Source organism: Spirosoma koreense, from assembly GCF_054777875.1.
Genome location: NZ_BAAHAC010000022.1, coordinates 132,544 through 155,197 on the forward strand (window position 1 = coordinate 132,544; position 22,654 = coordinate 155,197).

Sequence of the window (22,654 nt, forward strand, 5' to 3'; positions counted from 1 at the left end):
CCTGTATAGTTTAATATACAATAATATTTTATTGATAATCAGGTAGTTGTACTTGAAAATATAAGGATTTGTACGCTTTCCTGTACGCTGGCAGGCGTATACCTTTGTCGTGGTCTACGACTTGCCCGCCAGTGGGCGTAGCCATTGCATAGTAAGTTCTAACCCTTAACCAAGTACAACTATGGCACTAAGATTCATTCGGGATCGGGTCGTATTCGATCCGACGAAAGGTCAAATTCAAAATGAGCCCCGCACAGTTGCGTTTCCCAGTACGGTTCGCACCGCACACATTGCCCTGAATGGCTTCGATGTTCAATATACAGATGGCGATCACCATATTCTCAGGCAGATTGTCGACATCAGTGATCCAACCATCAACGGAAATGCCGTGACTTACAACGTAAGTTTGCTATTGAGAGATAGCTCGGGTAATATTGATGACCGGTTTCAGGGCACGGTCGATACACTGATTATTGCCGATACGGCCAGTTAGCATCGATTGAGTGCCAGGCAGGCTACTGAAGCAGGTGGGTAAACGGGCAAAGGTTCCGATGACCAGCTTGATTTCAGTAGCCTGTTTTTTGTGGGTAAGATCACCGGATGACTACGTTTCGCATGACTGATTTTTTTGCCTTCGTCCGCGACCACGCCGATAAATTGCTCGAGCAAACCCTGACGCATATTGGCCTTACGTTCGTATCGCTGCTGTTGGCACTGCTGATCGGCGTGCCGCTGGGTATTCTAATTTCCCGCCGAACCCGGTTGGCGAGTAGTGTGCTGGGCATAGCGGGTGTGCTGCAAACGGTACCGAGCGTTGCCCTGCTGGGTTTTCTGATTCCGTTGCTGGGTATTGGGGTCGGCCCGGCGCTGGTCGCACTTTTCCTGTATGCGCTGCTGCCTATTATTCGCAATACGTATGTGGGCATCACCGAAGTGAACCCCGTTGTGAAAGAAGCCGCACGGGGCGTGGGTATGACCGATAGGCAGGTTCTCGCCAGCGTCGAGTTGCCGCTGGCGCTGCCGGTCATCTTTGCGGGGGTGCGTACGGCCACGGTGATCAACGTGGGTGTTGCGACCCTGGCAGCTTACGTGGCCGCCGGTGGGCTGGGCGAATTTATTTTTAGCGGTATTGCGCTCAGCAACGTAAGCATGATGCTGGCCGGCGCTATTCCGGCTGCGCTGCTGGCCGTCGGGTTCGATCTGGGGCTGGCTCAGTTACAAAAACTGTCGGGTAAGCGGCTGCGGATAGGGGCGTTGGTTTTCGTAATACTAGTTCCGTTTCTGTCGGCGTTCTATCTGTTACCCGGTCGTCAGGACAAACTGATCGCCGGTTTTGCGCATGAATTTTACGGTCGGGCCGATGGGTATCCAGGCTTACAGAAAACATATGGCTTATCGCTCCGCCCGCGCCTGCTCGATCAGAATCTGATGTACGAGGCCATTTACCGAAAGCAGGTCGACATCATCAGCGGTTATTCAACCGATGGCCGCATCAAAGCGTTTGACCTGGTTGTGTTAGCCGATAACCGGCATGCCTTTCCGCCCTACGATGCCGCTCCGGTTGTTCGGCAAGCCACACTCGACCGCTATGCCGAACTTGGCCCAACGCTGAATCTACTGGCCGGGAAGCTTACCGACTCGGTCATGACCGAGCTGAATTACCGGGCTGATTACCTGCACCAGTCACCCGAACGCATTGCCACCGAATTTCTGAAGCAAACGGGCTTGTTTCAACGGCCTAAACCCGGCGAACGTTCGCAGACGATCGTGATGGGATCGAAGGTGTTTACCGAGCAGTATATCCTGGCGGAAATTTACCGGCAACTGATTGAAGGAAAAACCCAACTGCGAGTTGTTACGAAAACTGGTCTGGGCGGCACTCAGATCTGTTTCGATGCGCTGCGTACCGGTGCTGTCGATCTATATCCCGAATATACGGGCACGGGGTTACTGGTTATTTTGCAACCGCCAGCCGCTACGCTCCAGCGCTTACCGATGCAACCCGACTCGGTTTACGGGTTTGTCAGGAAACAGTTTGCCGAAAAATACCAGCTTACCTGGCTGAAACCACTCGGCTTTAATAACAGCTATTGCCTGATGATGCGTCGCGAGCAGTCGCGGCAGTTAAACGTTTGGACGATTGAACGATTGGTGCAATATTTACATATGAAATAGAGTCATTATCCTATGAAATGGGCACTTTTATGCTTTGCGTTGCTTACAGGATCAACCTCATTAGCGCAGGATGCGCTTTATCAATCATTTGAAGTCGATAGTGTGGCCGAGGCCCGGGGCGGTATATCGTATTTCTACACCTTCGTTCAGGCTAACTTGCGAAAGCCGATCGCTGCTCAGGCCAGTGGGATCGGAGGGCGGGTTATTGTGGAAGGCATCGTTGAAGCCGATGGCCGTATCTCGACTGTAAAAGTCCTACAAAAATTCCGACCCGATTGCGACCGGGAAGCCGTGCGGGTCTTTAGCCTGTTCAATGCCTGGCAACCAGCTCAAAAAAATGGTCAGGCCGTTCGACAGAAAATAACCAGGCCCATTATGTTTCCTAAGAACGCGCCTTTCCCGTACGAAAACGGTGCTCGAATCAGCTTTTTTGACGCTGACAACAAGCCAGTGGCCGATAGCAGTAAGGCTCGTTTTAAGCAAATGGCGCCCGTAGATAGTACGGGTTTGCCAGATGGCGACATTGTACTTCTCAAGCGCAAGGGAACAGCCTGGAAAGAAGAGTTTCGGTTGCCGCTCGTCCGGAAGATGAATCCACCACGCTCCATCCTGGAAGAGGCAATCCAAACCATCGGTTATCAGAACGAAGATAAATTATGGGAAAGGGAGGTAATCCAGCTAAATATGGAAGGGGCCCGTCTTCGGCAGGAGTTTTATCAGAACGGACGAAAAGCGGGGCCGGAGCTGGTTTACCACAAAAACGGTGCATTGGCTGAGAAAATAGACGATTTCGCGGATCGGCAGGTGATAACGTCCTGGTATCCAAACGGACAAATCAGCCAGATCCACACGGACTTTAAACCGAATCCGTCCACGTCCAGCCAACCCAATCTGGTAGCTGGTGTCTGGGACGATCAGGGGCATATGTTGGTCGACAATGGAAATGGACAGGCTATGTACCAGACCAAAACCATTTCGCGAGCTGATACGACTAAAGAAACCCAGTTTTTGGAAAAAGGCCTTTACAAAGACGGCTTCAAGCAGGGCGTCTGGACCGGTCGGTATGCGGATGGTTCGTATGCCTACGAAGAAGCCTACGAGAAAGGCGTTTGCCAGTCCGGAAAAGCCTGGTCGAGCAAGTCCGACACGCTACGGTACGATATCGTCGAACAGCAACCTGAATTTCAGGGAGGAATGTCAGGTCTTGGGCAGTTTCTGGCGCAGAATCTTCGCTACCCGCCCGAGGCTCAGCGGGCTGGCGTTCGGGGCAAGGTGTTCATCAGCTTTGTGGTTTGTACCGATGGCACGCTCTGCGATTACGAGGTCATCAAGGGCGTCGCGCCGTCAGTCGATCAGGAAGCCCTGCGGGTTGTCAAGGCCATGAGCGGCCGCTGGAAACCAGGATCTCAACGCGGTGAAAAAGTACGGGTGAAGTATAATTTACCCATTAATTTTAGCCTCAACTAAGGTCATTGTCGGTTAAGGGCGATTGAAACCCATGGATACGTTTGTAACTTTGTCGGATAACATCCGTGTACATGTCGCTTAAGCAAGTCCCTCTCCATCATATTCATCAGCAACTGGGCGCGAAGATCGTGCCGTTTGCGGGCTTCGAAATGCCCGTTCGCTACACCTCCGATCTCGATGAACACAACACGGTGCGCAACGGCGTCGGTATTTTCGATGTCTCGCACATGGGCGAGTTTGTTCTGAAAGGCGAAGGCGCACTGGGCCTGATTCAGCGTGTGTCGGCCAACGATGCCAGCATTCTCTACGATGGTAAAGTTCAGTACAGCTATTTGCCCAACGGGCGGGGTGGTATCGTCGACGATTTGCTGGTTTACCGGATCAGCGACATCGAATACATGCTGGTGGTCAATGCCTCCAACATCGAAAAAGACTGGAACTGGATCAGTCAGTATGCCGGTGATTACGACGTGACGATGACGAACATCTCCGACGGTACCTGTCTGTTTGCCGTTCAGGGGCCGATGGCGGCCAAAGCGCTGCAACCGCTGACCAAAGCCGATCTGGATGCCATGGAGTACTACACCTTCGAGAAAACCGACTTTGCCGGTTGCGCCAACGTTATTGTGTCGGCAACGGGTTACACCGGTGCGGGTGGTTTCGAGATTTACGTCTCCAACCACCAGGCCGAAAGCGTCTGGGAAGCCATCGTTAAAGCGGGCGAACCCTATGGCATCAAACCGATCGGTCTCGGTGCCCGTGACACGCTGCGGCTGGAAATGGGCTACAACCTCTACGGAAACGACATCACGGATGAAACCTCGCCCATTGAAGCGGGCTTAGGCTGGGTCACTAAATTTACCCACGACTTTATCGACGCCGATATCCTGAAAGCGCAGAAAGAACAGGGCGTTCCGCGCAAACTGGTGGGTTTCGAACTACTGGACCGGGGGGTGCCGCGTGGTCATTACGAACTGACCGATGCCGACGGCAATCCAATTGGTGAAGTAACATCGGGTACACAGTCACCTACGCTGGGTAAAGGAGTTGGGTTGGGTTATGTAAAAACAGCCTTGAGCAAACCCGGTTCCGAAATTTATGTCAAAGTCCGCGACCGCCTGCTTAAGGCCCAGGTCATTAAACTTCCTTTCGTGAAAAAATAAGTCAGAACCGGGATTTATCTGATTTGATTGACCGACTGTGATTAGCTGATCAGCTTTCTCCGAAAGCAAAAATCATAGCCGGTCAGTAAAATCACATAAATCCCGGTTCGGAATTCCTATGAAACAAATTGACGTTTGTCTTACTCCCGATTTACTGCATCTGCATTCCGTTGAGAATACGATTGTGATCGTTGCCGATGTATTTCGGGCTACTTCCTGCATGGTTACGGCCTTTGCTTACGGTGTCAATAGTATTATTCCTGTGGCTACGATTGAAGAGTGTCAGCAATTGCAGGAACGCGGATATCTGGCGGCCGCCGAGCGGAACGCCCGGAAAGTAGAAGGCTTCGAGCTGGATAACTCCCCTTTTACGTACATGGATGAACGCATCCGTGGAGAAAATGTAGCCATGACCACTACCAACGGTACGCTGGCTATTACAAAATCCAGATCGGCCGTAAAAGTACTGGTTGGTTCGTTTCTGAATCTGGATGCGATTGTCCGCTATCTGAAAACGGAGGGCTACGACGTCATGGTGCTTTGCGCGGGCTGGAAAGGCCGCGTCAATCTGGAAGATACGCTCTTTGCCGGTGCGCTGGTCGATCGCCTGAAAGATAGCTATGCTATGGCGGAGGATAGTGCCATCATGGCCTGGCGATTGTATGTGCAGGGAAAAGATAACCTGGTGGCTTACATGGCGAATGCTTCACACATTCGTCGGCTCCAGCGATTGGGGATTCAGAAAGATATTACCTACTGCCTACAGCACGATCTGTACGACGTGGTTCCCGTATTGCGCGGGAATGCGCTGGTGAACATGGACGTATGAACGGCCGAATCCTGATTGCGGGCGCCAGTGGCGCTGTTGGCCAACGGCTGTGCCGGTTATTGGTCAGCGACGGTTGGGAGCTAATGGGGACGACGCGTTTCGCGCAGAAGACAGATACCCTGCGGGCTTTGGGCGTCGAACCGATCGTCGTCGATGTATTCGATATCGACCGACTGAACCACCTTGTTGCCAAGGTCAGCCCTACGGTTATTATTCATCAGCTTACCGATCTGCCGCCCGCTCTCGACCCGGTCCGGATGCCCGAAGCACTGGTGCGCAATGCGCATATCCGGGAGGTAGGGACGCGCAACCTGATTGCGGCTGCCGTGCAGGCTGGGGGCGTCAGGCGAATCGTTGCTCAAAGTATTTCGTTTGCTTACGCCCCCGGGCTACTGCCGTATCGTGAAGAATCTCGGCTGAATGCTTCGGCTCGTGGTGTCATTCAACTCGAAGAGCAGGTACTGAACGCGCCTTTTACAGGTCTTGTTCTGCGCTACGGTCGGTTTTATGGTCCGGGAACTGGGTTCGAGGAGCCGGCGAGTGGTGGGGCGGTTCATGTGGATGCAGCCGCCGACGCAGCCAGAAAAGCAATCTCCCAGGGTGCTAAAGGGATTTACAACGTAGCCGAAGAAGACGGGACGGTGGATTCCAGTAAGGCACAGAACGACCTGAACTGGAACCCTGCTTTTCGTATTGAGTAAACCCGTTTCCGGATCATCAAAATTAAAAAAACCTACCGATAGGAGATTCGTAAAGTCCTGTCAGTAGGTAAGAGGCTGGTAAGCGAACGGAAAACGTTCGGGAAGGAAACCAGAAACCGATCAAACGACTGCCTGTTCCGCTTCCAGATACGTTAATACTCCGTTCATGGTAGTTAATTTTTGGTAGTCTTCGTCGGGAATCCGAATGCCGAATTCCTTTTCCAACTGCATGATCAGATCGACCGTGTCGAGACTATCCAGGCCCAGATCGCGCGAGAAATGGGTCTGTTCGGTAATGGCGGACTCAGGGACGCCAAATTGTTTCAGAATCTCAATCACTCGCTGTTTCATATTGGGTTTGTTTAGTTTGTTCAACCTGCTACCTATGTATACAATTCGTTTCGGCCCAGTTTAGTATACACGTTGCCGGATTTTTAACAATTGTTTAATTCAAAGCAGCGATTCGCCAAGCAGCCGCTTCAATTCCAACTGATTGAGTAATAGCTGATACTGAAAATTTAGCCGGCCGAGTTCGGCTTCTTCTACGCCCGTTTCTGCACTTTGCAGCTCCACATTGGTAATGACCCCATTTCGTAAGCGAGCGTTGGCAATCTCAAGAGCTTTACGAGCCTGCAGCACCTGGGTCTCCAGGTTGGCCAGTCGGGTTTGGTTACTACGAATGTCTGCGTTGAGCTGAGAAATGCTTTGCCGCAACTGAGCGTTCGCATTCTCAACGGCGTAGCGACTGGCATTCAGGTTCAACTGAGCGGCCTGATTTTGTAGTTTGTAGCGTTTACCCGAATAAATCGGAGCTGTAATGTTCACCCCGGCCACCATGTTTGCCCGGAGCTGTTCTACGTTGAGTGGATAGCCATTTTTATACCCGCCTGATCCGCTGAAGCTAATGTTGGGCTGGCCCGCCCGCTGATTGACCAGAATTTCGGTTTCGGCGGCCCGCACCCGGTCCTGAGCCAACTGAATGTCTTTGTTGCCCGTCGTTGCGGTCTGAAACTGACCATTCATATCGAACAACTGCACCGGAGCGGTCTGAGTGCCCAGTTGAAACTGCTGCGACGCCTGGTCGAAAGCCGGTTGTATATTACCGGTCAGATAAGTCAGGGCTGCCACCTGACGTTCCAACTGGTTTTGCAGTTCGATCTTACGATTCGTTGCAATCTTAACCCGCACTTGTTCCGACAATACATCGTACTGAAGCGCATCGCCATTCTGAAGACGAGTCGCCAGCAGCCTGACATTAGCGCCCGCCGTTTTGATGACCGAGTCCTGTACGGCAATGGCCTGCTGCACAAATCCGATGCCGTAATAAGCCGCTGCTACCTGATAGCCAAGCGTCTGCTGGGTCAGTTCGTAGGTCCGGCGCAGGAGCTGGACGTTATCGGTGGCCTGCCGGATGGCGGCTTCGGTGCGCCCGAAATCGTAAATGGTCTGGCCGACGGAAATGTTGGCGTTGACACTGTTGTTAGGAGCCAGTTTCAGAACGGCATCCTGCCCGTTGACTGGAAACGTGACGCTCGGCACCGGTGTGATGTAGGCATACGAGCCATTGAATCCCACGTTGGGCCGCATGGCTGTCCGGGCAATATCGACCCGCACCTCGCCTGCCTGGAGTTGTTGCTGCTGCTGTTTGAGAACCGGGTAGTTGGTGTTCGCCTGCTGAATCAGCGCACGTAACTCATCGGGTAGCTGAACCGACGGATTCTGCGCCCGAACGGAGCCAATCGCCAGTAAGGTGGTTATAATGAGAAATCTCGGTTTCATAGTTTTTATGTGAGCTTTCGGAAGGTTCAGGCTATAGCTGCCGTGTGTCGGTTCATGGCTGAACTTCCCGCAAGACGATCGATAACTAAACTTAGTGGGCAGAGTCGGCAACGGCTTTGGCAGTCGCTGCGTCCATTTTTTTACTTTTCAATAAGAACAGGAGCGGAAACGAAACCACGAAGAACAGACCTGCCAGCTTGAACGTGTCCAGATACGATACCATAAGCGCCTGCTTCGTAATGATCAGATCGAGGTTCCGGTAAGCGCCCGATACGGCATCCAGGGCATTGATTCCTTTGGAGGCTAGCCCTTGCGTCAGGGCACTCAGCCGCTCGGTCAGGGCGGGGCTGCCGGGTTGTAAATTCGATACTAAATCGCCCCGGTGAACGGCCGCCCGCTGGGTAACGTAGGTGTTTGTGATGGCTACCCCGAAAGCACCGCCGATTTGCCGCATCATGTTCACAATGGCAATGCCCGTTGGTAACTGACGCGGTTCCAGCGTCGAAACCGACTGGTTGATGAGGGGCACGTTTACGAAAGCCAGGCCAATACCCCGAATGATGAGTGCCGTAACGAAATCACCATTCGATGCGTCCATGTTGTAGGTGGACATGATGAAACAGAAGGTCGAGAAGGCCACATAGCCTAAGGCCACCAGCAGCCTCGGCGATACACCTTTTGACAGCATGCGTCCCGCGATGGCAAACATGGGTAGCGTGACGATCCCACCTGGAATCAGCAGTTGGCCGGTCTGCGTAGCCGTCAAACCCACGATGCGCTGAGCGAACAATGGATAAAGCAGTACGGAAGTAAACAACCCATAGCCAATCACAACCATCAGAATCGAGCCGATCGCCAGGTTGCGGTTCTTCAGGGTTCGCAGATCCACTACCGGCTCCTTGGTACCCCGCAACTCCCACCAGACGAAAGCGGGCAAGGTAACAGCCGCAATGACCGTCAGCCATCGAATAGCGCTGTCATCGAACCAGTCATCGGCTTCGCCCCGCTCCAGCACATATTGCAAGCTGCCAATACCGAGCGCCAGAAAGAGGATGCCCAGTTGATCGATGTAAATCGACTTCCGGTTGATGTTGATCTCGTCGGGTTTCCTTTCAATATAAACCGAGCTGAGCAGTACGGCGATAATCCCGATCGGAACGTTGATATAGAACATCCAGCTCCAGTGGTAATTGTCGATGATGTAGCCACCCAGGGTTGGGCCTAATGTCGGCCCCAGTACAATGCCCATGCCGAACAGCGCCGATGCGGTTGCCCGCTGCGAAGGCGGGAAGGCGTCGTACATCAGCCCCTGCGAGGTCGATAACAGCGCTCCTCCACCAACGCCCTGCAGGAAGCGGAAGAATACCAGTGTCCACAGATCACCGGCAAAACCACACCCATACGACGCCAGCGTAAACAGAATAATCGAGCCGATGTAATACGTTTTACGCCCGAAATAGCGCTGCAAAAAGCCTGTCATCGGAATTACGATGACGTTGGCAATGGCGTACGACGTAACGACCCACGATACGTCTTCGATGGTAGCGCCCAGATTCCCTGCAATATCATTCAAACCGACGTTGACAATCGACGTGTCAATCAGTTCCATAATGGCTGCTGAAACCGCTGTGATGACAACGATCCAGCGACCAAATCCACCTTGTTGTGCCATAAAAATTGGTTATCAGTCGACAGGGGTTAGTAGTCAGTGGTGAGCGCGACAGATTTGTCGGCTAACCACTATCAACTAATCATTATCTTAGTTGGCTACCCGAACGTCGGCGTCGACACTCAGACCCGCGCGCAGTTGGTTTTTGTATTTTTCCGGGTTGAGGATTTCGATCTTTACCGGAACACGCTGGGTAATTTTGACGAAGTTACCCGAAGCATTGTCGGCAGGGAGGAGGGCAAACCGAGCACCGGTGGCTTCCGATAGCGACGCGACACGCCCTTTGATGTCGAGGTCGGGATAGGCATCGAGGTTGATTTCGACGGGTTGGCCCACCTGCATTTTTTCCAACTGCGTTTCCTTGAAATTAGCAACGACCCAGAACGTGGAGTCAGCGGCAATCGTAAACAGTGTTTGGCCCGGCTGCACGAATTGGCCCGGTACAACGTTTTTACGACCGATTTTGCCCGCAATGGGGGCTGTGATGTGTGCATACCCTACTTTCAGCTTGGCATTGTCGACAGCGGCCTGCTTTACTTTGATCAGCGCTTCGATCTTCTGGATGTTGGCCCGGGCGCGGGCAATACCGGCCTGTGCCACGCTTTCGGAGGTTTTTGCCAGGTTGATCTGCTCGACGTTGGCCGAGTACTGACGGCTCTGTACCTCGACGTTGTTCTGCGAATCCTCGAGTTGTTTCCGGGTTAGCGACTGCTCTTTGTACAGGTTCTGATCCCGTTGTAAATCCTGCTGGGCTTTATCCCGACGGGCGGCCTGCACCTGTGCGTTCGACTGCGCTACACGGGCGTTCTGCACGACGTTGCGGGCGTTGGCTTCGGCGTTTTGCAGGTCGGCGCGGGCCGTGGCCAGATCCGCAAGCGACTGTTGATAATCTGCTTCAGCCTGAGCCAGGGCTACGTCATATTCCTGAGGGTCAATGGTTACCAGCGGCTGTCCCTGCTTGACATTCGCGTAGTCGTCGACCTGAACCGAGGTTACATAACCGGCTACCCGCGCTAGTACCGGTGCGGCATTACCTTCAATCTGGGCATTGTCGGTCGATTCGTAAAGTTGGGCGTGATGATAAGCCTGGTAGCCAAAGTAGCCGCCTACCAGCAACACGATCGCAATGATAATCCGGGGCAGATAGGTTTGAACCCCGCTTTTTTCCTCTGTAGTTGTCATTTCTCCAGTGATGGCTGCCATATTTCAAAAACGTTTTGGCAAGAACTAGGTTTAATAAAGAACCAAAGCAATAGTCAACTTGTTTGACTATTGTGCAGCAAAAGTAAACCAGGTTGACTATGAAGTCAAGTAAGTTGACTATATTTGTACAAAATTTTTAGGTAAATTGTTTCAGTGATTTCTTTTTTGCTTTCATGAGCTTAAAAACAGATAAAACTTCCTTTGATTTTAACCAGTTTCGCCTGATTAGAGAGCGGTCGGTGGGGCGTTTGTTCTGGCGGCTGAAGCGGTTCACGAGTAGCTACATCGAGCCTCGTTTGCACGCGCTGGGCTATTCTGATTTCAAAATGAGTTACCTGATGTTCTTATCGAATATTGAAGAGCACGGCACGACGAACAATGAACTGGCGAAGCGGGCTTGTGTAACCAAGCAGATGATGAGTAAGATTGTCGGTCTTCTGGAGGAGGAAGGCTACATCTATACCCAGAAGAATCCGAACGACTCCCGGTCCAGCATTATTTTTCTGAACGACCGGGGCAAAGAGCTGTTTGTGGCCCTGGAAGAATGCATGCAGAAAGCCCGCGATAAATTTGACACGATTGTCGGTCACGAACGCATGGAACAGGTTATCGAAACGATGACCAAACTGGTGGTTGAACTGGAAAAAGAAGAACAATCAGGCGAGGTATAGGGTATGTATGATGGATGATATAGGACATATAAGTCGAGTAAATTACTTCATACATCCTATATCATCCATCATACATACACTGTCCTATGTTTACGTCCATAAATCCCTATACGCAGCAGAAGCTGAAAACCTATCGGGCCGATAGTGCCAGCGCTGTCGAGCGTAAGCTAAAACAAGCCGACCGGGCCTTTGCCGACTGGTCGGCTTTGTCCATTCAGGAGCGTATCGCCTATCTCCGTAAAGTCGGTGATTATCTAACAGCGCATAAACAACGCTACGGCGAACTGATGACCGCCGAAATGGGGAAGACCTTGAAAGAGGCCGTTGCCGAAGTAGAAAAGTGTGCCGTAACCTGCGCTTTCTATGCCGATCATGCCGAAGCGTTCCTGGCCGACCAGCCCATTGAAACGGATGCGCAGAAAAGCTTTATCACTCACCAGCCGCTGGGCGCTGTGTTAGCCATCATGCCCTGGAATTTTCCGTTTTGGCAGGTCATGCGTTTTGCCATTCCGGGCCTGATTGCCGGCAACGTCGGCTTACTCAAGCATGCCTCCAACGTGTTCGGCTGTGCGCTGGCAATCGAAGAAATATTCCGGGAGAGCGGCTTGCCAGAAGGTACTTTTCAGACACTACTCGTCGGTTCGCCGGCTGTAGAAGGGCTACTAAAAGACCGTCGGGTAAAAGCCGTTACGCTCACGGGGAGTGGACCGGCCGGAGCGTCTGTAGCCTCCATTGCCGGAAGCCAGATCAAAAAATCGGTCCTCGAACTGGGTGGGTCCGATGCGCTGGTGGTGCTGGCCGATGCGGATCTGGAAAAAGCGGCTGAAGTGGCCGTAAAGTCGCGTATGCAGAACGCCGGGCAAAGTTGCATTGCCGCCAAGCGGTTTATCGTCGAGAAATCGGTTAAAAAGCGATTCACTGAACGAGTGCTGCATCATGTCGAACTGATCGAGCAGGGAGATCCGACGGACGAAGCTACAACGATGGGACCCATGGCCCGACTGAACCTGGCCGACGATATCGAACGCCAATACCGCGAATCGGTAGCGAAAGGCGCTAAACTACTGACGGGTGGTCAACGGTCGGGTTGTAACGTGCAGCCGATCTTGCTGGACAATGTGAAACCCGGCATGACGGCTTTCGACGAAGAAACGTTTGGTCCACTGGCTGTCATTATCGAAGCTAAAGACGAAGCCGATGCGATTCGACTGGCGAATCAATCGGATTTCGGACTTGGTTCTGCTCTCTGGACGCAGGATTTAGAGAAAGCAGACCGGCTGGCGCGACAAATTCAGGCCGGATCGGTTTTTGTCAACGGGTTAATGCGATCCGATGCACGGGTGCCGTTTGGGGGTATCAAAACGTCCGGCTTCGGCCGCGAATTATCGGAAGCAGGCATCAAAGAGTTTGTGAATGTAAAGACAGTGTGGATCGAGAAGGTGTAAGAACCAACCTTACACATTTTCAGGCTTTTTTTTCGAATTCAGATACCCTTTGATCACTGTAAACGTCGTAACGGCCAGGAAGAAAATGATGATGTACTGAACGTAATCGACAATACCAGGAAACCGATCGCCGAAGAAAAACCCTCCTCCTACCAGCGTGACAACCCATATAGCTCCGCCCACAACATTATAAAGCATAAAGTAAGCAAACGGCATGTGAATCAGGCCTGCCAGTAGCGGAGAGAACGTGCGCACTATGGGCAGGAAACGAGCAACAATCAGGGCGCTGTTGCCGTAGCGCATAAACGCGTCGCGGGTGTTGTCGATGTATTTCTGCTTAAAGAACAGCGAATCAGGCTGGTTTTTGATGCGCGCGCCAAAATAATAACCTGTAATATAACTGGTTAGCGATCCCAGCACCGCTGCTCCAAAAATGCAGGCCAGTAATAAAGCCAGCGGCACGTTCAGCAATTTGGTACCGGCAAACACACCCGATAAGAAAAGCAAATAATCGCCCGGTAGGAAGAAGCCGAAGAAAAAGCCATTTTCGACGAACACAATCAGGGTGATCAATATCAGGCCACCCGTCCGAATGATTTCTTCGGAGTTGAGCAGGTATTGAAAAAAATCGATAATCTGGTTCATGGTGTAACGCGGGTGGAAACCCGCAAATTGACGCTGATAGGAGCGGATTTCCACCGCACGGGTGGCCCCGCGCAACGGCGGACCGTCCGCGTTACATGTATTCTGCCAACTCGAGCCAGCGATCCGATTTCTCGGCGATGCTTTGCTCGATCTGTTCGATCTCCCGAGCCCAGGCCACTAACTGTTCATGATGGCCACCCGTATTGAGCAGACCCACCACTTCGCTTTTCCGTTGCTCCAGCGACTCGATTTCTTTTTCCAGGGTTTCGTATTCACGAATCTCCTTGAACGACGGTTTCTTCCGGCTGTTGTTCGCCGGACTACTTCCTGACGCCGAAGAAACCACCGGCTCGGGTGTTTGGTTCTTGGAAGAGGCTGCGGGCGCTTTATCATTTTGTGACCCGCTCTTCGGCTGAGCGTCACGCCACTCCCGGTAATCGGTGTAATTTCCCGGAAAATCACGGACTTTGCCTTCGCCCTCTAGGACAAATACGTGCTCGACGAGCCGATCCATGAAATAGCGGTCGTGGGTAACGATCAGCACGCAGCCCGAGAAGTTCAGCAGAAATTCTTCCAGCACGTTCAGGGTCGAGATGTCGAGGTCGTTGGTCGGCTCATCCAGAATCAGAAAGTTCGGGTTTTGTACCAGCACCAGCAGCAACTGTAAACGTCGTTTTTCGCCCCCGCTCAGCTTCGATACATAATCGTACTGTTTCTGCCGGTTGAACAGAAACCGGCTCAGAAGCTGCGTAGCCGTAACGGTATCGCCGTTGGCCAGCTTCATCACTTCGGCTACGTCCTGCACGACATCGATGACCCGCTGATTTTCGGGCATGTCGAGTTCGGTCTGGGTGTAGTACCCAAACTTTACGGTACCGCCGGTGGTAATCTTTCCGGAGTCGGGGCGAAGCTGACCCGTCAGCATGTTCATGAGCGTGGTTTTACCCATGCCGTTTTTCCCGATCAACCCGACCCGGTCGGGGCGCTTGAAGGTATACGTAAAATGATCGAGCAGTACCTTATCGCCGAAGCGCTTGCTCAGGTTTTCGACTTCCAGGATTTTACTGCCCAGCCGGGCCATGCGCAAATTCAGATCCAGCTCACCGTCGTTTCGTTTACCGCTGGTTTTTTCTTTCAGTTCCTCGAAGGCGTCGATTCGGTACTGTGCTTTAGTACCGCGGGCTTTGGGCTGTCGGCGCATCCAGTCCAGTTCACGCCGGAACGAATTCCGATCCTTGGCCAGTTCAGCCGCTGAAGCCATTTCGCGCTCGTCCTTCTTTTCCAGAAAATAAGCGTAGTTGCCTTTATAGGTGTATAACTGCCCATTGTCCAGCTCGGCAATCTGGTTGCAGACCCGATCCAGAAAATAGCGGTCGTGGGACACCATCAGTAGTGTCCCGTTGTTGGTATTCAGGTGATTTTCGAGGTATTCGATAGCCTCCAGATCGAGGTGGTTGGTCGGTTCGTCCAGAATCAGCAGGTCTGGGTTCTGAATGAGTACGCGCGCCAGGGCAACCCGTTTGCGCTGCCCCCCCGAGAGGGAGCTAACCGGCTGGTTTACGTCCTGAATGCCCAGTTCGCCCAGCATTTGCCGAATCTGGGCTTCGTAATCCCAGGCTTCGAGTTTCTCCATATCTGACATGGCCCGTTCGAGCGCCACCGGATCGTCGTGTACAAGCGCGTGTTCATACGCCCGCACGGCATCGAGCTGCGCACTTTCACCCGCCAGCACAACTTCCATCACCGTCAGGGCATTGTTGAGGTCGGGCTGTTGATCGAGGTAACCGACGGTGATATCTTTTCGCTGACTGACAAGCCCTTCATCGGGTGGCATTGCACCGGCCAAAATCGAAAGGAGGGTCGTTTTGCCCGAACCATTGGCGCCGATAATAGCCACCTTATCGCCCCGATTGATACCAACGGTCAGGTTTTTAAATAAAATGCGGTCGCCGTAAGACTTCGTTAAATTTTCGGCTGATAGGTAATTCATAAGCTGGTAATTCTTCTTTCTCAACGAATCGAGAAAGAAGACAAAGGAGTTATTGAGAAATAAGCCAGGCTGTCAAACAGTTTGTAGGCCACGATAGGCTTTACCTGAAAAACAAAAACTAGTCTTTTACAAAGGTACAACAAAGCAATCGTTCGTACTTTTACCCGACAATGGATAAAAAAATCCTTTTCTCTCAAACCCCAAAATGCGCCTGAAACCTCTCCTGTGTATCGCCGTAGCAACCAGCCTGGCTGCTACAACCTATGCCCAGACGACAACTGACTTTAAATCCTATACCCAGGTAGTTCCCGGTTCCGACCAGACGTATGCAATGGTAGCTATTCCGGGCGGTAAGTTTCTGATGGGTAGTCCGGCTACCGAAAAGGGCCACAAAGCAGATGAGGGGCCGCAGCATAGCGTAACGATTGAGCCTTTCTACATGGGTACATACGAAGTGACCTGGGATCTGTATGATCTGTTTGCTTTTACCAATATGGAAAAGGAAATGGCCGCCAAGTATACCCAATCCGACGCTAACCTGTCGAAAACGGATGCGACAACCCGACCCAGCCCTCCGTATGTCGATATGTCGTTCGGAATGGGCCGGGCTGGTTATCCAGCCATCAACATGACCCAGTACGCGGCTATCAAGTTCTGCGCCTGGCTTTACGCCAAAACCGGCGTGTTTTACCGCTTACCGACCGAAGCCGAGTGGGAGTATGCCTGTCGGGGAAACGACAAGAATGCAACTCTGGCGTATTCGTTCGGAAGCGACGTGAAAAAATTGGGCGAATATGCGGTGTTTAAGGGCAACAGCGACGGCGGCTACAAAAAAGTAGGTACCAAAAAACCAAATTCATTTGGCTTGTACGACATGCACGGCAACGTGATGGAATGGACGCAGGACCAGTATATTGACGACTATTATAAACAGGTCGCCAGTGGAAAAGTAAAAGAACCGTACCCCCCGACCAAAACGCTTTATCCGAATACGGCACGGGGCGGTTCGTGGGATGATGACCCGGATGTGCTGCGTTCAGCCGCCCGGACGCCCTCGGCCCCGGCCTGGAAGGTGCTCGATCCGCAAAGCCCGAAGTCCGATTGGTGGCTGACATCGGCCTCGTTCGTCGGTTTCCGCATTGTGCGGCCAGCCAAAACCCCCAGCGCCGACGAAATCAATGCGTACTACGGTATAAAGCCGATCAAGGACTATTAAATATGTATGATGAATGATGTATGGTATTATACTCATGCACTATTCAGCATACAGCATACATTATTCATGGTATTTCTTCTCCTCGGGGCTAACCTTGGCGATCGGTTCGCTACCCTACGACGCGCTGCTGAACTGATTGCAGCGCGTGTTGGGCAGGTCGTTCAGCCCTCTAAGCTGTATGAAACAGCGCCCTGGGGCGTGACGAATCAACCCGCTTACCTGAATCAGGTGATTGCTGTCGATACGTTACTGTCTCCGGAATCTGTGTTATTACAAACTCAGGCCATCGAACAGGAACTTGGGCGGGTTCGGCGCGAAAAATGGGGAGCCCGGCTTATCGATATCGACATGCTCTATTACGATCAGCTGATCCGGCATACCGACACGCTGACGGTTCCGCATCCGCATCTGCACGAACGACGCTTTACACTCGTACCCCTGGCTGATGTTGCCCCTGGTTTCCAACATCCGATTTTAGGAAAAACGACTCTGGAACTGCTGGCCGATTGTGAAGATACCAGTGCCGTAACCTTGGCTGCGGGACGCTGACTTTCCGGCGATCAATTTTTAATTTCGAAGGAATAGAGGCCCTGCCCTGAAAACGTAGTACCTTTGTGGCCAGTTTGTTATCATTTTCTCAAAACATCACCAATTATGTCTGCCACGCTTGACACCGTGAGTTTGTTAGCCGACCGCATTAACGCGCTGGAAGAATCGTCTACACTGGCGATGACCAAAAAAGCTCGTGAACTGGCCGCTCAGGGCCATAAAGTAATTAGCCTGAGCGTTGGCGAGCCCGATTTTAAAACCCCGCAACACATCTGCGAAGCGGCTAAGAAAGCCATCGACGACGGTTTTCACGGCTACTCGCCGGTAGCGGGCTATCCTGACCTTCGCCAGGCCATTGCTGATAAATTCAAGCGTGACAATAACATCAACTGGAAACCCGAAAATATCGTTGTGTCGACCGGTGCCAAACATTCACTGGCAAACGTCATTCAGGTGCTGATCAACCCGGGCGATGAGGTGATCATTTTTTCACCCTACTGGGTCAGTTATTCCGAAATGGTGAAACTGGCCGAGGGAAAAGCGGTGGTGGTCGATGGTAGCTTTGAAAGTAATTTTAAGGTGACCCCGGAGCAATTTGAAGCGGCCATTACGGACCGGACTAAGATTGTGATGTATGCTTCGCCCAACAATCCAACCGGATCGATCTATTCGGAGGCCGAACTGCGTGCCATTGCCGATGTAGTAGCCCGTCATGAAAACGTTTACGTGCTGGCCGACGAGATTTATGAATACATCAATTTCACTCCCGAGGGTCACTTCAGTATAGGTTCCATCCCGGCCATTGCCGACCGCGTCATTACGGTAAACGGTGTAGCGAAAGGTTTTGCGATGACTGGCTGGCGGATCGGCTACATTGGCGCAGCCAAGTGGATTGCCGACGGCGTCGAGAAATTACAGGGACAGGTTACTTCCGGCACAAACTCCATTGCGCAGAAGGCAACCGTTGCGGCTTTGAATGGGCCGCTGGAACCATCCCAGGAGATGGCAAAAGCCTACCACCGTCGGCGCGACCTGGTCGTGAAACTGCTTAAAGAAGTACCCCACTTCCGGACGAACGTACCCGAAGGCGCTTTCTACGCGTTTCCCGATATCAGTTATTACTACGGCAAATCGGATGGTACGACGGCCATCGAGAACTCCGACGACTTTGCGCTCTGGTTGTTGAACAAAGCTTATGTTGCCACCGTGGCCGGATCGGGCTTTGGCGCTCCCGATTGCCTGCGTATTTCAACGGCGGCTTCCGACGAGGCCCTCACCGAAGCTGTACAGCGAATTAAAGAAGCGGTCGCGACACTACAGTAAGAATACGTAGTTGAAGGTAACGGGGTCGTCTACTCCAGTTTATGACTGTCATAAACTGGAGTAGACGACCCCGTTACCTTATTTTATTCACTAGCTTATAGGCTGTTTTCATCCCCGGATGTGCTATCATTTTCCAGCCGATTAGCTAAGTGGGCGATGAAGTTAATGGATGGAGGTTCGTAATTAACATTAATTGTATAAGGTATACTATCTTGTTTCAATATGATTTTTAAACTTTTTTTAGAATAAGCTTGTATTTGTATTAAGGCAAGTTTATTTTTGAATATGATTAGAATTTAGCAGGAGGGGTGTAATTTTTTGATGAAGAGAGTTGCGGTCCTGTGGTTAAATTTGTAACTCATGCTTATGCCACCGGTAGAATACACTTAACTTTAAAATCCCTCTTGAGACTGATGAAAAATGTTCGCTTGTACATGATTTTTCAATGGGTGTTTTTTCTTCCCATTATTTTGCCTTTGTGTGTGGTCTTTGGTGCACTGTATGGAGTTGTCCAGATGGTCGAACGCATTATGGACCAGATGAGAGTGGACATTTTCGCTACAGACCAGAAGCAGATGATAAACTGACTTTTTTTCCTGATATAAATAAAGGCCGCCCCCCTGAACCGGGAGGGGCGGCCTTTATCCGTTATGGCGGGTTGTTTTACTCGAACGTAAAATCCATATTCTTGTCTTTGTAATTATCGTCATCCAGGCTCAGAAACTCTTCCCAGAATGGGTCGTTGGGCAAGCCCGCCTTGCAAACGAGCGGCTCCTTCTTCACCGGATGAACAAAATAAAGCCGACGAGCGTGCAGATAAATTTTCTTATCGGCTACGGCCCGGTCATACCCATATTTAACATCGCCCCGGATTGGGCAACCCATGTGTGCCAGTTGCGAACGGATCTGGTGCGGACGGCCCGTGATAGGATTCACTTCCAGCAGATAATGTTCGTTGATTCGGCCTAATACACGATAGGAGAGTTCGGCCTTCTGCGAGCCCGGCATTTCATAGTCGTACACCGTCACCTGATTTTTTACTTCATCCTTGATCAGCCAGTTGACCAGTTTGTCGGTGTCTTTGGGTGGTTTCTGCCGGACAACGGCCCAGTAGGTTTTCTGCACCTGCCGCTTGCGGAAAATCTCGTTCATCCGCTCCAACGCCTTCGACGTACGGGCAAAAACGACGAGTCCGCTCACTGGCCGATCCAATCGGTGCACCAGCCCCAGAAACACCTCACCTGGTTTATTGTATTTCTCTTTGATGTAATCTTTCAGGATATCCAGCAGCGTGACATCGCCCGTGCGATCGCCCTGTACCAGAATGCCCGGTTCTTTATTGACAATCAGCAGGTGATTGTCTTCGTAAATCACCTGGAATGGTTTCTTTTTCATGGTAAATAATGGGTAATGAATAATGGATAATGTGAAATGCATAATGGGCTTTCTACACCACCATTCATTTTACATTATCCATTATTCATTGGTTTAACTCAATACGCTTCTTTCTCGTTCGGAAAGTCGTTCGCTTTTACATCGTCGACGTAATGCGCAATGGCTTCTGTCATAACGGTATGCAGGTCGGCGTACCTGCGCAGAAACCTTGGTTTGAACTGATTGTTGATGCCCAGCAGATCATGAATGACCAGAATCTGCCCGTCGGCGTCGGGGCCCGCGCCAATTCCGATGGTAGGGATGGTTAGACCTTGCGAGACACTTTTCGTGAGCGCAGCCGGAATTTTTTCGAGCACAACGGCAAAGCAGCCGATGTCTTCGAGCATACGGGCGTCGTCCATCAATTTCTGGGCTTCGGCATCTTCTTTAGCCCGGACAGCGTAGGTGCCAAACTTATAGATAGACTGGGGAGTGAGCCCCAGATGGCCCATGACGGGTACGCCCGCACTCAGAATCCGAACGATGGATTCTTTGATTTCCAGACCGCCTTCCATCTTCACGGCATGAGCGCCCGATTCTTTCATAATCCGGATTGCCGACCGCAGCGCTTCCGACGAGTTTCCCTGATAAGAACCGAACGGCAGATCGACTACCACCAGCGCCCGCTTCACTCCCCGCACCACCGAGCTGGCGTGATAAATCATCTGATCCAGGGTGATAGGCAGAGTTGTTTCATGGCCCGCCATGACGTTCGAAGCCGAATCGCCAACGAGAATTACCTCGACGCCAGCCGTATCGACGGCTCGCGCCATCGAAAAATCGTAGGCTGTCAATGCCGAGATTTTCTCGCCTTTATTTTTCAGTTCCTGGATAGTATGCGTCGTAACGCGCTTGATATCGGGATTATGAACAGACATGAAATCAGTCGATAAGTCAGTAGCAGATCAGTAAAAGTCCGCAAAACTACACCAAACTATCCGACTTACCAGCTGATCGGGTTAGCGGGGGGCAAGCCACGACTCAGGATTCAGCTTGGTAAACTCTTTCCAGATCTGGAACTGCATTTCGGAGATTCCATTTTTGTCGGTGGCTACGGTACCGATGGCATCCCGCGCTTTTACACGCTGACCAATGCGCACCGATACGCTCCGTAGCTTGGCATAGACCGTAAAATACGTGCCGTGCTGGATGGCTACGACTGTATTCATGCCGGGCATGCTCGTTACGTCCTGCACGACACCATCGTAAACGGCCCGAACGCTTTCGCCCGCGTTGGTTTGAATATCGACACCCTGGTTTTCTACGTAAATGCCTCGCAGGACGGCGTGTGGCCGTCGCCCGAAATGGTCTGAAATAAACCCGCGCGATACGGGCCAGGGCAAGTGCGCCCGCGACGCTGTAAACGATGAAGCCAGATTGCTTTCTTCGCTGTTCAGGTTATTGTTACGTCGCTCATCGGGTTTAGGGGGCGCCGGTTCAGGTTCCGCCGGCCGCTCGACTTTGGCTACGTCGGCAGGGGCGGGCTTTTCGCCTGCTTTTTCGGCGGCTGCAATAGCTTCTTCGGCTTTTTTGCGCTCAGCCGCCCGGCGTTCGGCTTCCCGTCGGGCAACTCGTTCTCGCTCGGCCCGGGCTTCCCGCTCCGCTCGTTCGCGGGCTTCGCGTTCGGCCCGTTCGCGCGCTACCAGGCGGGTAATCATGGCTTCGAGCTGATTGATGGCCCGCCGTCTTTCCTCCAGTTCGGCAGCCAGTTCTGATTCTTTCTGGCTTAGTTCTTTAACGACCTGATTTTTAGCTGTTTTTAGCGTCTCCAGGTTTTGGCTTTCCTTAACTTTAGTGCTGATCGTATTCTTCTGATCCTGCCGTTTCCGTTGGGTCGCCTGCTGTTTATCCTGAAGCATGGCCATCACATTATCCATTTGCCGGACCTGGCTTTGCCGGGCTTCGGAGTATTGCCGCAGGTATTTATAGCGAGCAACGAGCTGGTTAAAATTGTCGGAGGCAAACAAAAATCCCAGCGGATTGACCTGTTGCCGGCGTTTGTCGGCTGCATAAATCATCGAGCCGTATTCGGCTCTGAGCTTGGTCAGATCGCGGGCAAGTGCGTTGCTGGTCTGGCGGAGTTCCGAAATTTCGGTTTCCGTCAGGTGGAGGTCTTTATTTAAGAGATTGATCTGTTGCGACTGGGCCTGAATCTGCTGGTCAAGTGCTTTGAGTTGGCCTAAACCTACTTTCTTTTCAGACGATGTCTGCCGAAGAATCGTCCGAATCTGGTTCATTTTGGCCATATTCTGCCGTTTTTCTTTTTCCAGATTCTGACGGCTCTGCTGGGTTTGCTGGGCCTGTACGCTCTGAAACAGACTCAAGCCTGTCAGTAGCAAACCAGTTGTAGACCAGAAAATAAACCGGGAAAAAGACAGGACTTTGGGGTACATAA

Annotated in this window: 20 protein-coding genes; 11 read left to right on the forward strand and 9 right to left on the reverse strand. The window is 51.9% G+C overall.

The window, feature by feature from the left end; translation table 11 throughout:
* Nucleotides 1-181 precede the first annotated feature (181 nt).
* From ACYVC2_RS14165 to ACYVC2_RS14190, 6 genes are all read left to right on the forward strand, one after another.
* Nucleotides 182-493, forward strand: coding sequence for a hypothetical protein (locus ACYVC2_RS14165; RefSeq protein ID WP_461103103.1), 312 nt, complete (start codon nucleotides 182-184; stop codon nucleotides 491-493).
* A 122-nt stretch (nucleotides 494-615) separates the two neighbouring features.
* On the forward strand, nucleotides 616-2,175 hold the full coding sequence (locus ACYVC2_RS14170; protein ID WP_461107131.1) for an ABC transporter permease/substrate-binding protein: 1,560 nt from the start codon (nucleotides 616-618) through the stop codon (nucleotides 2,173-2,175).
* A gap of 12 nt (nucleotides 2,176-2,187) precedes the next feature.
* Complete coding sequence (locus ACYVC2_RS14175) at nucleotides 2,188-3,642, forward strand: TonB family protein (protein ID WP_461103104.1); 1,455 nt, start codon at nucleotides 2,188-2,190, stop codon at nucleotides 3,640-3,642.
* A gap of 71 nt (nucleotides 3,643-3,713) precedes the next feature.
* On the forward strand, nucleotides 3,714-4,805 hold the full coding sequence (gene gcvT, locus ACYVC2_RS14180) for a glycine cleavage system aminomethyltransferase GcvT (protein ID WP_461103105.1): 1,092 nt from the start codon (nucleotides 3,714-3,716) through the stop codon (nucleotides 4,803-4,805).
* Nucleotides 4,806-4,923: 118 nt separating this feature from the next.
* On the forward strand, nucleotides 4,924-5,634 hold the full coding sequence (locus ACYVC2_RS14185) for a 2-phosphosulfolactate phosphatase (RefSeq protein ID WP_461103106.1): 711 nt from the start codon (nucleotides 4,924-4,926) through the stop codon (nucleotides 5,632-5,634).
* Complete coding sequence (locus ACYVC2_RS14190) at nucleotides 5,631-6,335, forward strand: NAD-dependent epimerase/dehydratase family protein (protein WP_461103107.1); 705 nt, start codon at nucleotides 5,631-5,633, stop codon at nucleotides 6,333-6,335. The genes ACYVC2_RS14185 and ACYVC2_RS14190 overlap by 4 nt, the downstream gene beginning before the upstream one ends.
* Before the next feature lie 120 nt (nucleotides 6,336-6,455).
* Here ACYVC2_RS14190 and acpP read toward each other — a convergent pair whose 3' ends face one another.
* The 4 genes from acpP to ACYVC2_RS14210 form a co-directional block, all read right to left on the reverse strand.
* Nucleotides 6,456-6,686, reverse strand: coding sequence for an acyl carrier protein (gene acpP / locus ACYVC2_RS14195; RefSeq protein WP_461103108.1), 231 nt, complete (start codon nucleotides 6,684-6,686; stop codon nucleotides 6,456-6,458).
* Nucleotides 6,687-6,785: 99 nt separating this feature from the next.
* Nucleotides 6,786-8,114, reverse strand: a complete 1,329-nt coding sequence (locus tag ACYVC2_RS14200) for a TolC family protein (RefSeq protein ID WP_461103109.1) — start codon at nucleotides 8,112-8,114, stop codon at nucleotides 6,786-6,788.
* A gap of 91 nt (nucleotides 8,115-8,205) precedes the next feature.
* On the reverse strand, nucleotides 8,206-9,786 hold the full coding sequence (locus ACYVC2_RS14205; protein ID WP_461103110.1) for a DHA2 family efflux MFS transporter permease subunit: 1,581 nt from the start codon (nucleotides 9,784-9,786) through the stop codon (nucleotides 8,206-8,208).
* An 87-nt stretch (nucleotides 9,787-9,873) separates the two neighbouring features.
* Nucleotides 9,874-10,986 carry an HlyD family secretion protein gene (locus ACYVC2_RS14210; protein WP_461103111.1) on the reverse strand — a complete coding sequence of 371 codons (1,113 nt, stop codon included), beginning with the start codon at nucleotides 10,984-10,986 and terminating at the stop codon, nucleotides 9,874-9,876.
* Nucleotides 10,987-11,159: 173 nt separating this feature from the next.
* On the opposite strand from ACYVC2_RS14210, the gene ACYVC2_RS14215 reads away from it, so the two are divergent.
* Nucleotides 11,160-11,657, forward strand: coding sequence for a MarR family winged helix-turn-helix transcriptional regulator (locus ACYVC2_RS14215; protein ID WP_461103112.1), 498 nt, complete (start codon nucleotides 11,160-11,162; stop codon nucleotides 11,655-11,657).
* A gap of 86 nt (nucleotides 11,658-11,743) precedes the next feature.
* Nucleotides 11,744-13,102, forward strand: a complete 1,359-nt coding sequence (locus ACYVC2_RS14220; protein ID WP_461103113.1) for an NAD-dependent succinate-semialdehyde dehydrogenase — start codon at nucleotides 11,744-11,746, stop codon at nucleotides 13,100-13,102.
* 9 nt (nucleotides 13,103-13,111) lie between these two features.
* On the opposite strand, the gene ACYVC2_RS14225 is transcribed toward ACYVC2_RS14220, so the two are convergent.
* On the reverse strand, nucleotides 13,112-13,747 hold the full coding sequence (locus ACYVC2_RS14225; RefSeq protein WP_461103114.1) for a DedA family protein: 636 nt from the start codon (nucleotides 13,745-13,747) through the stop codon (nucleotides 13,112-13,114).
* A 91-nt stretch (nucleotides 13,748-13,838) separates the two neighbouring features.
* Complete coding sequence (locus ACYVC2_RS14230; RefSeq protein ID WP_461103115.1) at nucleotides 13,839-15,737, reverse strand: ABC-F family ATP-binding cassette domain-containing protein; 1,899 nt, start codon at nucleotides 15,735-15,737, stop codon at nucleotides 13,839-13,841.
* A 205-nt stretch (nucleotides 15,738-15,942) separates the two neighbouring features.
* Between ACYVC2_RS14230 and ACYVC2_RS14235 the strand changes: the two genes are divergently transcribed.
* The 3 genes from ACYVC2_RS14235 to ACYVC2_RS14245 all read left to right on the forward strand — a co-directional run bounded on the left by ACYVC2_RS14235 (nucleotide 15,943) and on the right by ACYVC2_RS14245 (nucleotide 18,825).
* The gene (locus tag ACYVC2_RS14235; protein WP_461103116.1) at nucleotides 15,943-16,953 is read left to right on the forward strand and encodes a formylglycine-generating enzyme family protein; all 1,011 of its coding nucleotides are present in this window, start codon (nucleotides 15,943-15,945) and stop codon (nucleotides 16,951-16,953) included.
* Between the two features lie 66 nt (nucleotides 16,954-17,019).
* Nucleotides 17,020-17,502 (forward strand): 2-amino-4-hydroxy-6-hydroxymethyldihydropteridine diphosphokinase, encoded by a 483-nt coding sequence (gene folK, locus ACYVC2_RS14240; RefSeq protein ID WP_461103117.1) that lies wholly within the window; start codon nucleotides 17,020-17,022, stop codon nucleotides 17,500-17,502.
* Between the two features lie 105 nt (nucleotides 17,503-17,607).
* Nucleotides 17,608-18,825: a pyridoxal phosphate-dependent aminotransferase gene (locus ACYVC2_RS14245; RefSeq protein WP_461103118.1), complete on the forward strand. Its 1,218-nt coding sequence runs from the start codon at nucleotides 17,608-17,610 to the stop codon at nucleotides 18,823-18,825.
* Nucleotides 18,826-19,488: 663 nt separating this feature from the next.
* On the opposite strand, the gene ACYVC2_RS14250 is transcribed toward ACYVC2_RS14245, so the two are convergent.
* The 3 genes from ACYVC2_RS14250 to ACYVC2_RS14260 all read right to left on the reverse strand — a co-directional run bounded on the left by ACYVC2_RS14250 (nucleotide 19,489) and on the right by ACYVC2_RS14260 (nucleotide 22,652).
* Entirely contained in the window at nucleotides 19,489-20,220 is a 732-nt protein-coding gene (locus tag ACYVC2_RS14250; RefSeq protein ID WP_461103119.1) for an RluA family pseudouridine synthase, read from the reverse strand.
* A 98-nt stretch (nucleotides 20,221-20,318) separates the two neighbouring features.
* Nucleotides 20,319-21,137: a 3-methyl-2-oxobutanoate hydroxymethyltransferase gene (gene panB / locus ACYVC2_RS14255; protein ID WP_461103120.1), complete on the reverse strand. Its 819-nt coding sequence runs from the start codon at nucleotides 21,135-21,137 to the stop codon at nucleotides 20,319-20,321.
* 81 nt (nucleotides 21,138-21,218) lie between these two features.
* The gene (locus tag ACYVC2_RS14260; RefSeq protein ID WP_461103121.1) at nucleotides 21,219-22,652 is read right to left on the reverse strand and encodes a murein hydrolase activator EnvC family protein; all 1,434 of its coding nucleotides are present in this window, start codon (nucleotides 22,650-22,652) and stop codon (nucleotides 21,219-21,221) included.
* Nucleotides 22,653-22,654: the final 2 nt, after the last annotated feature.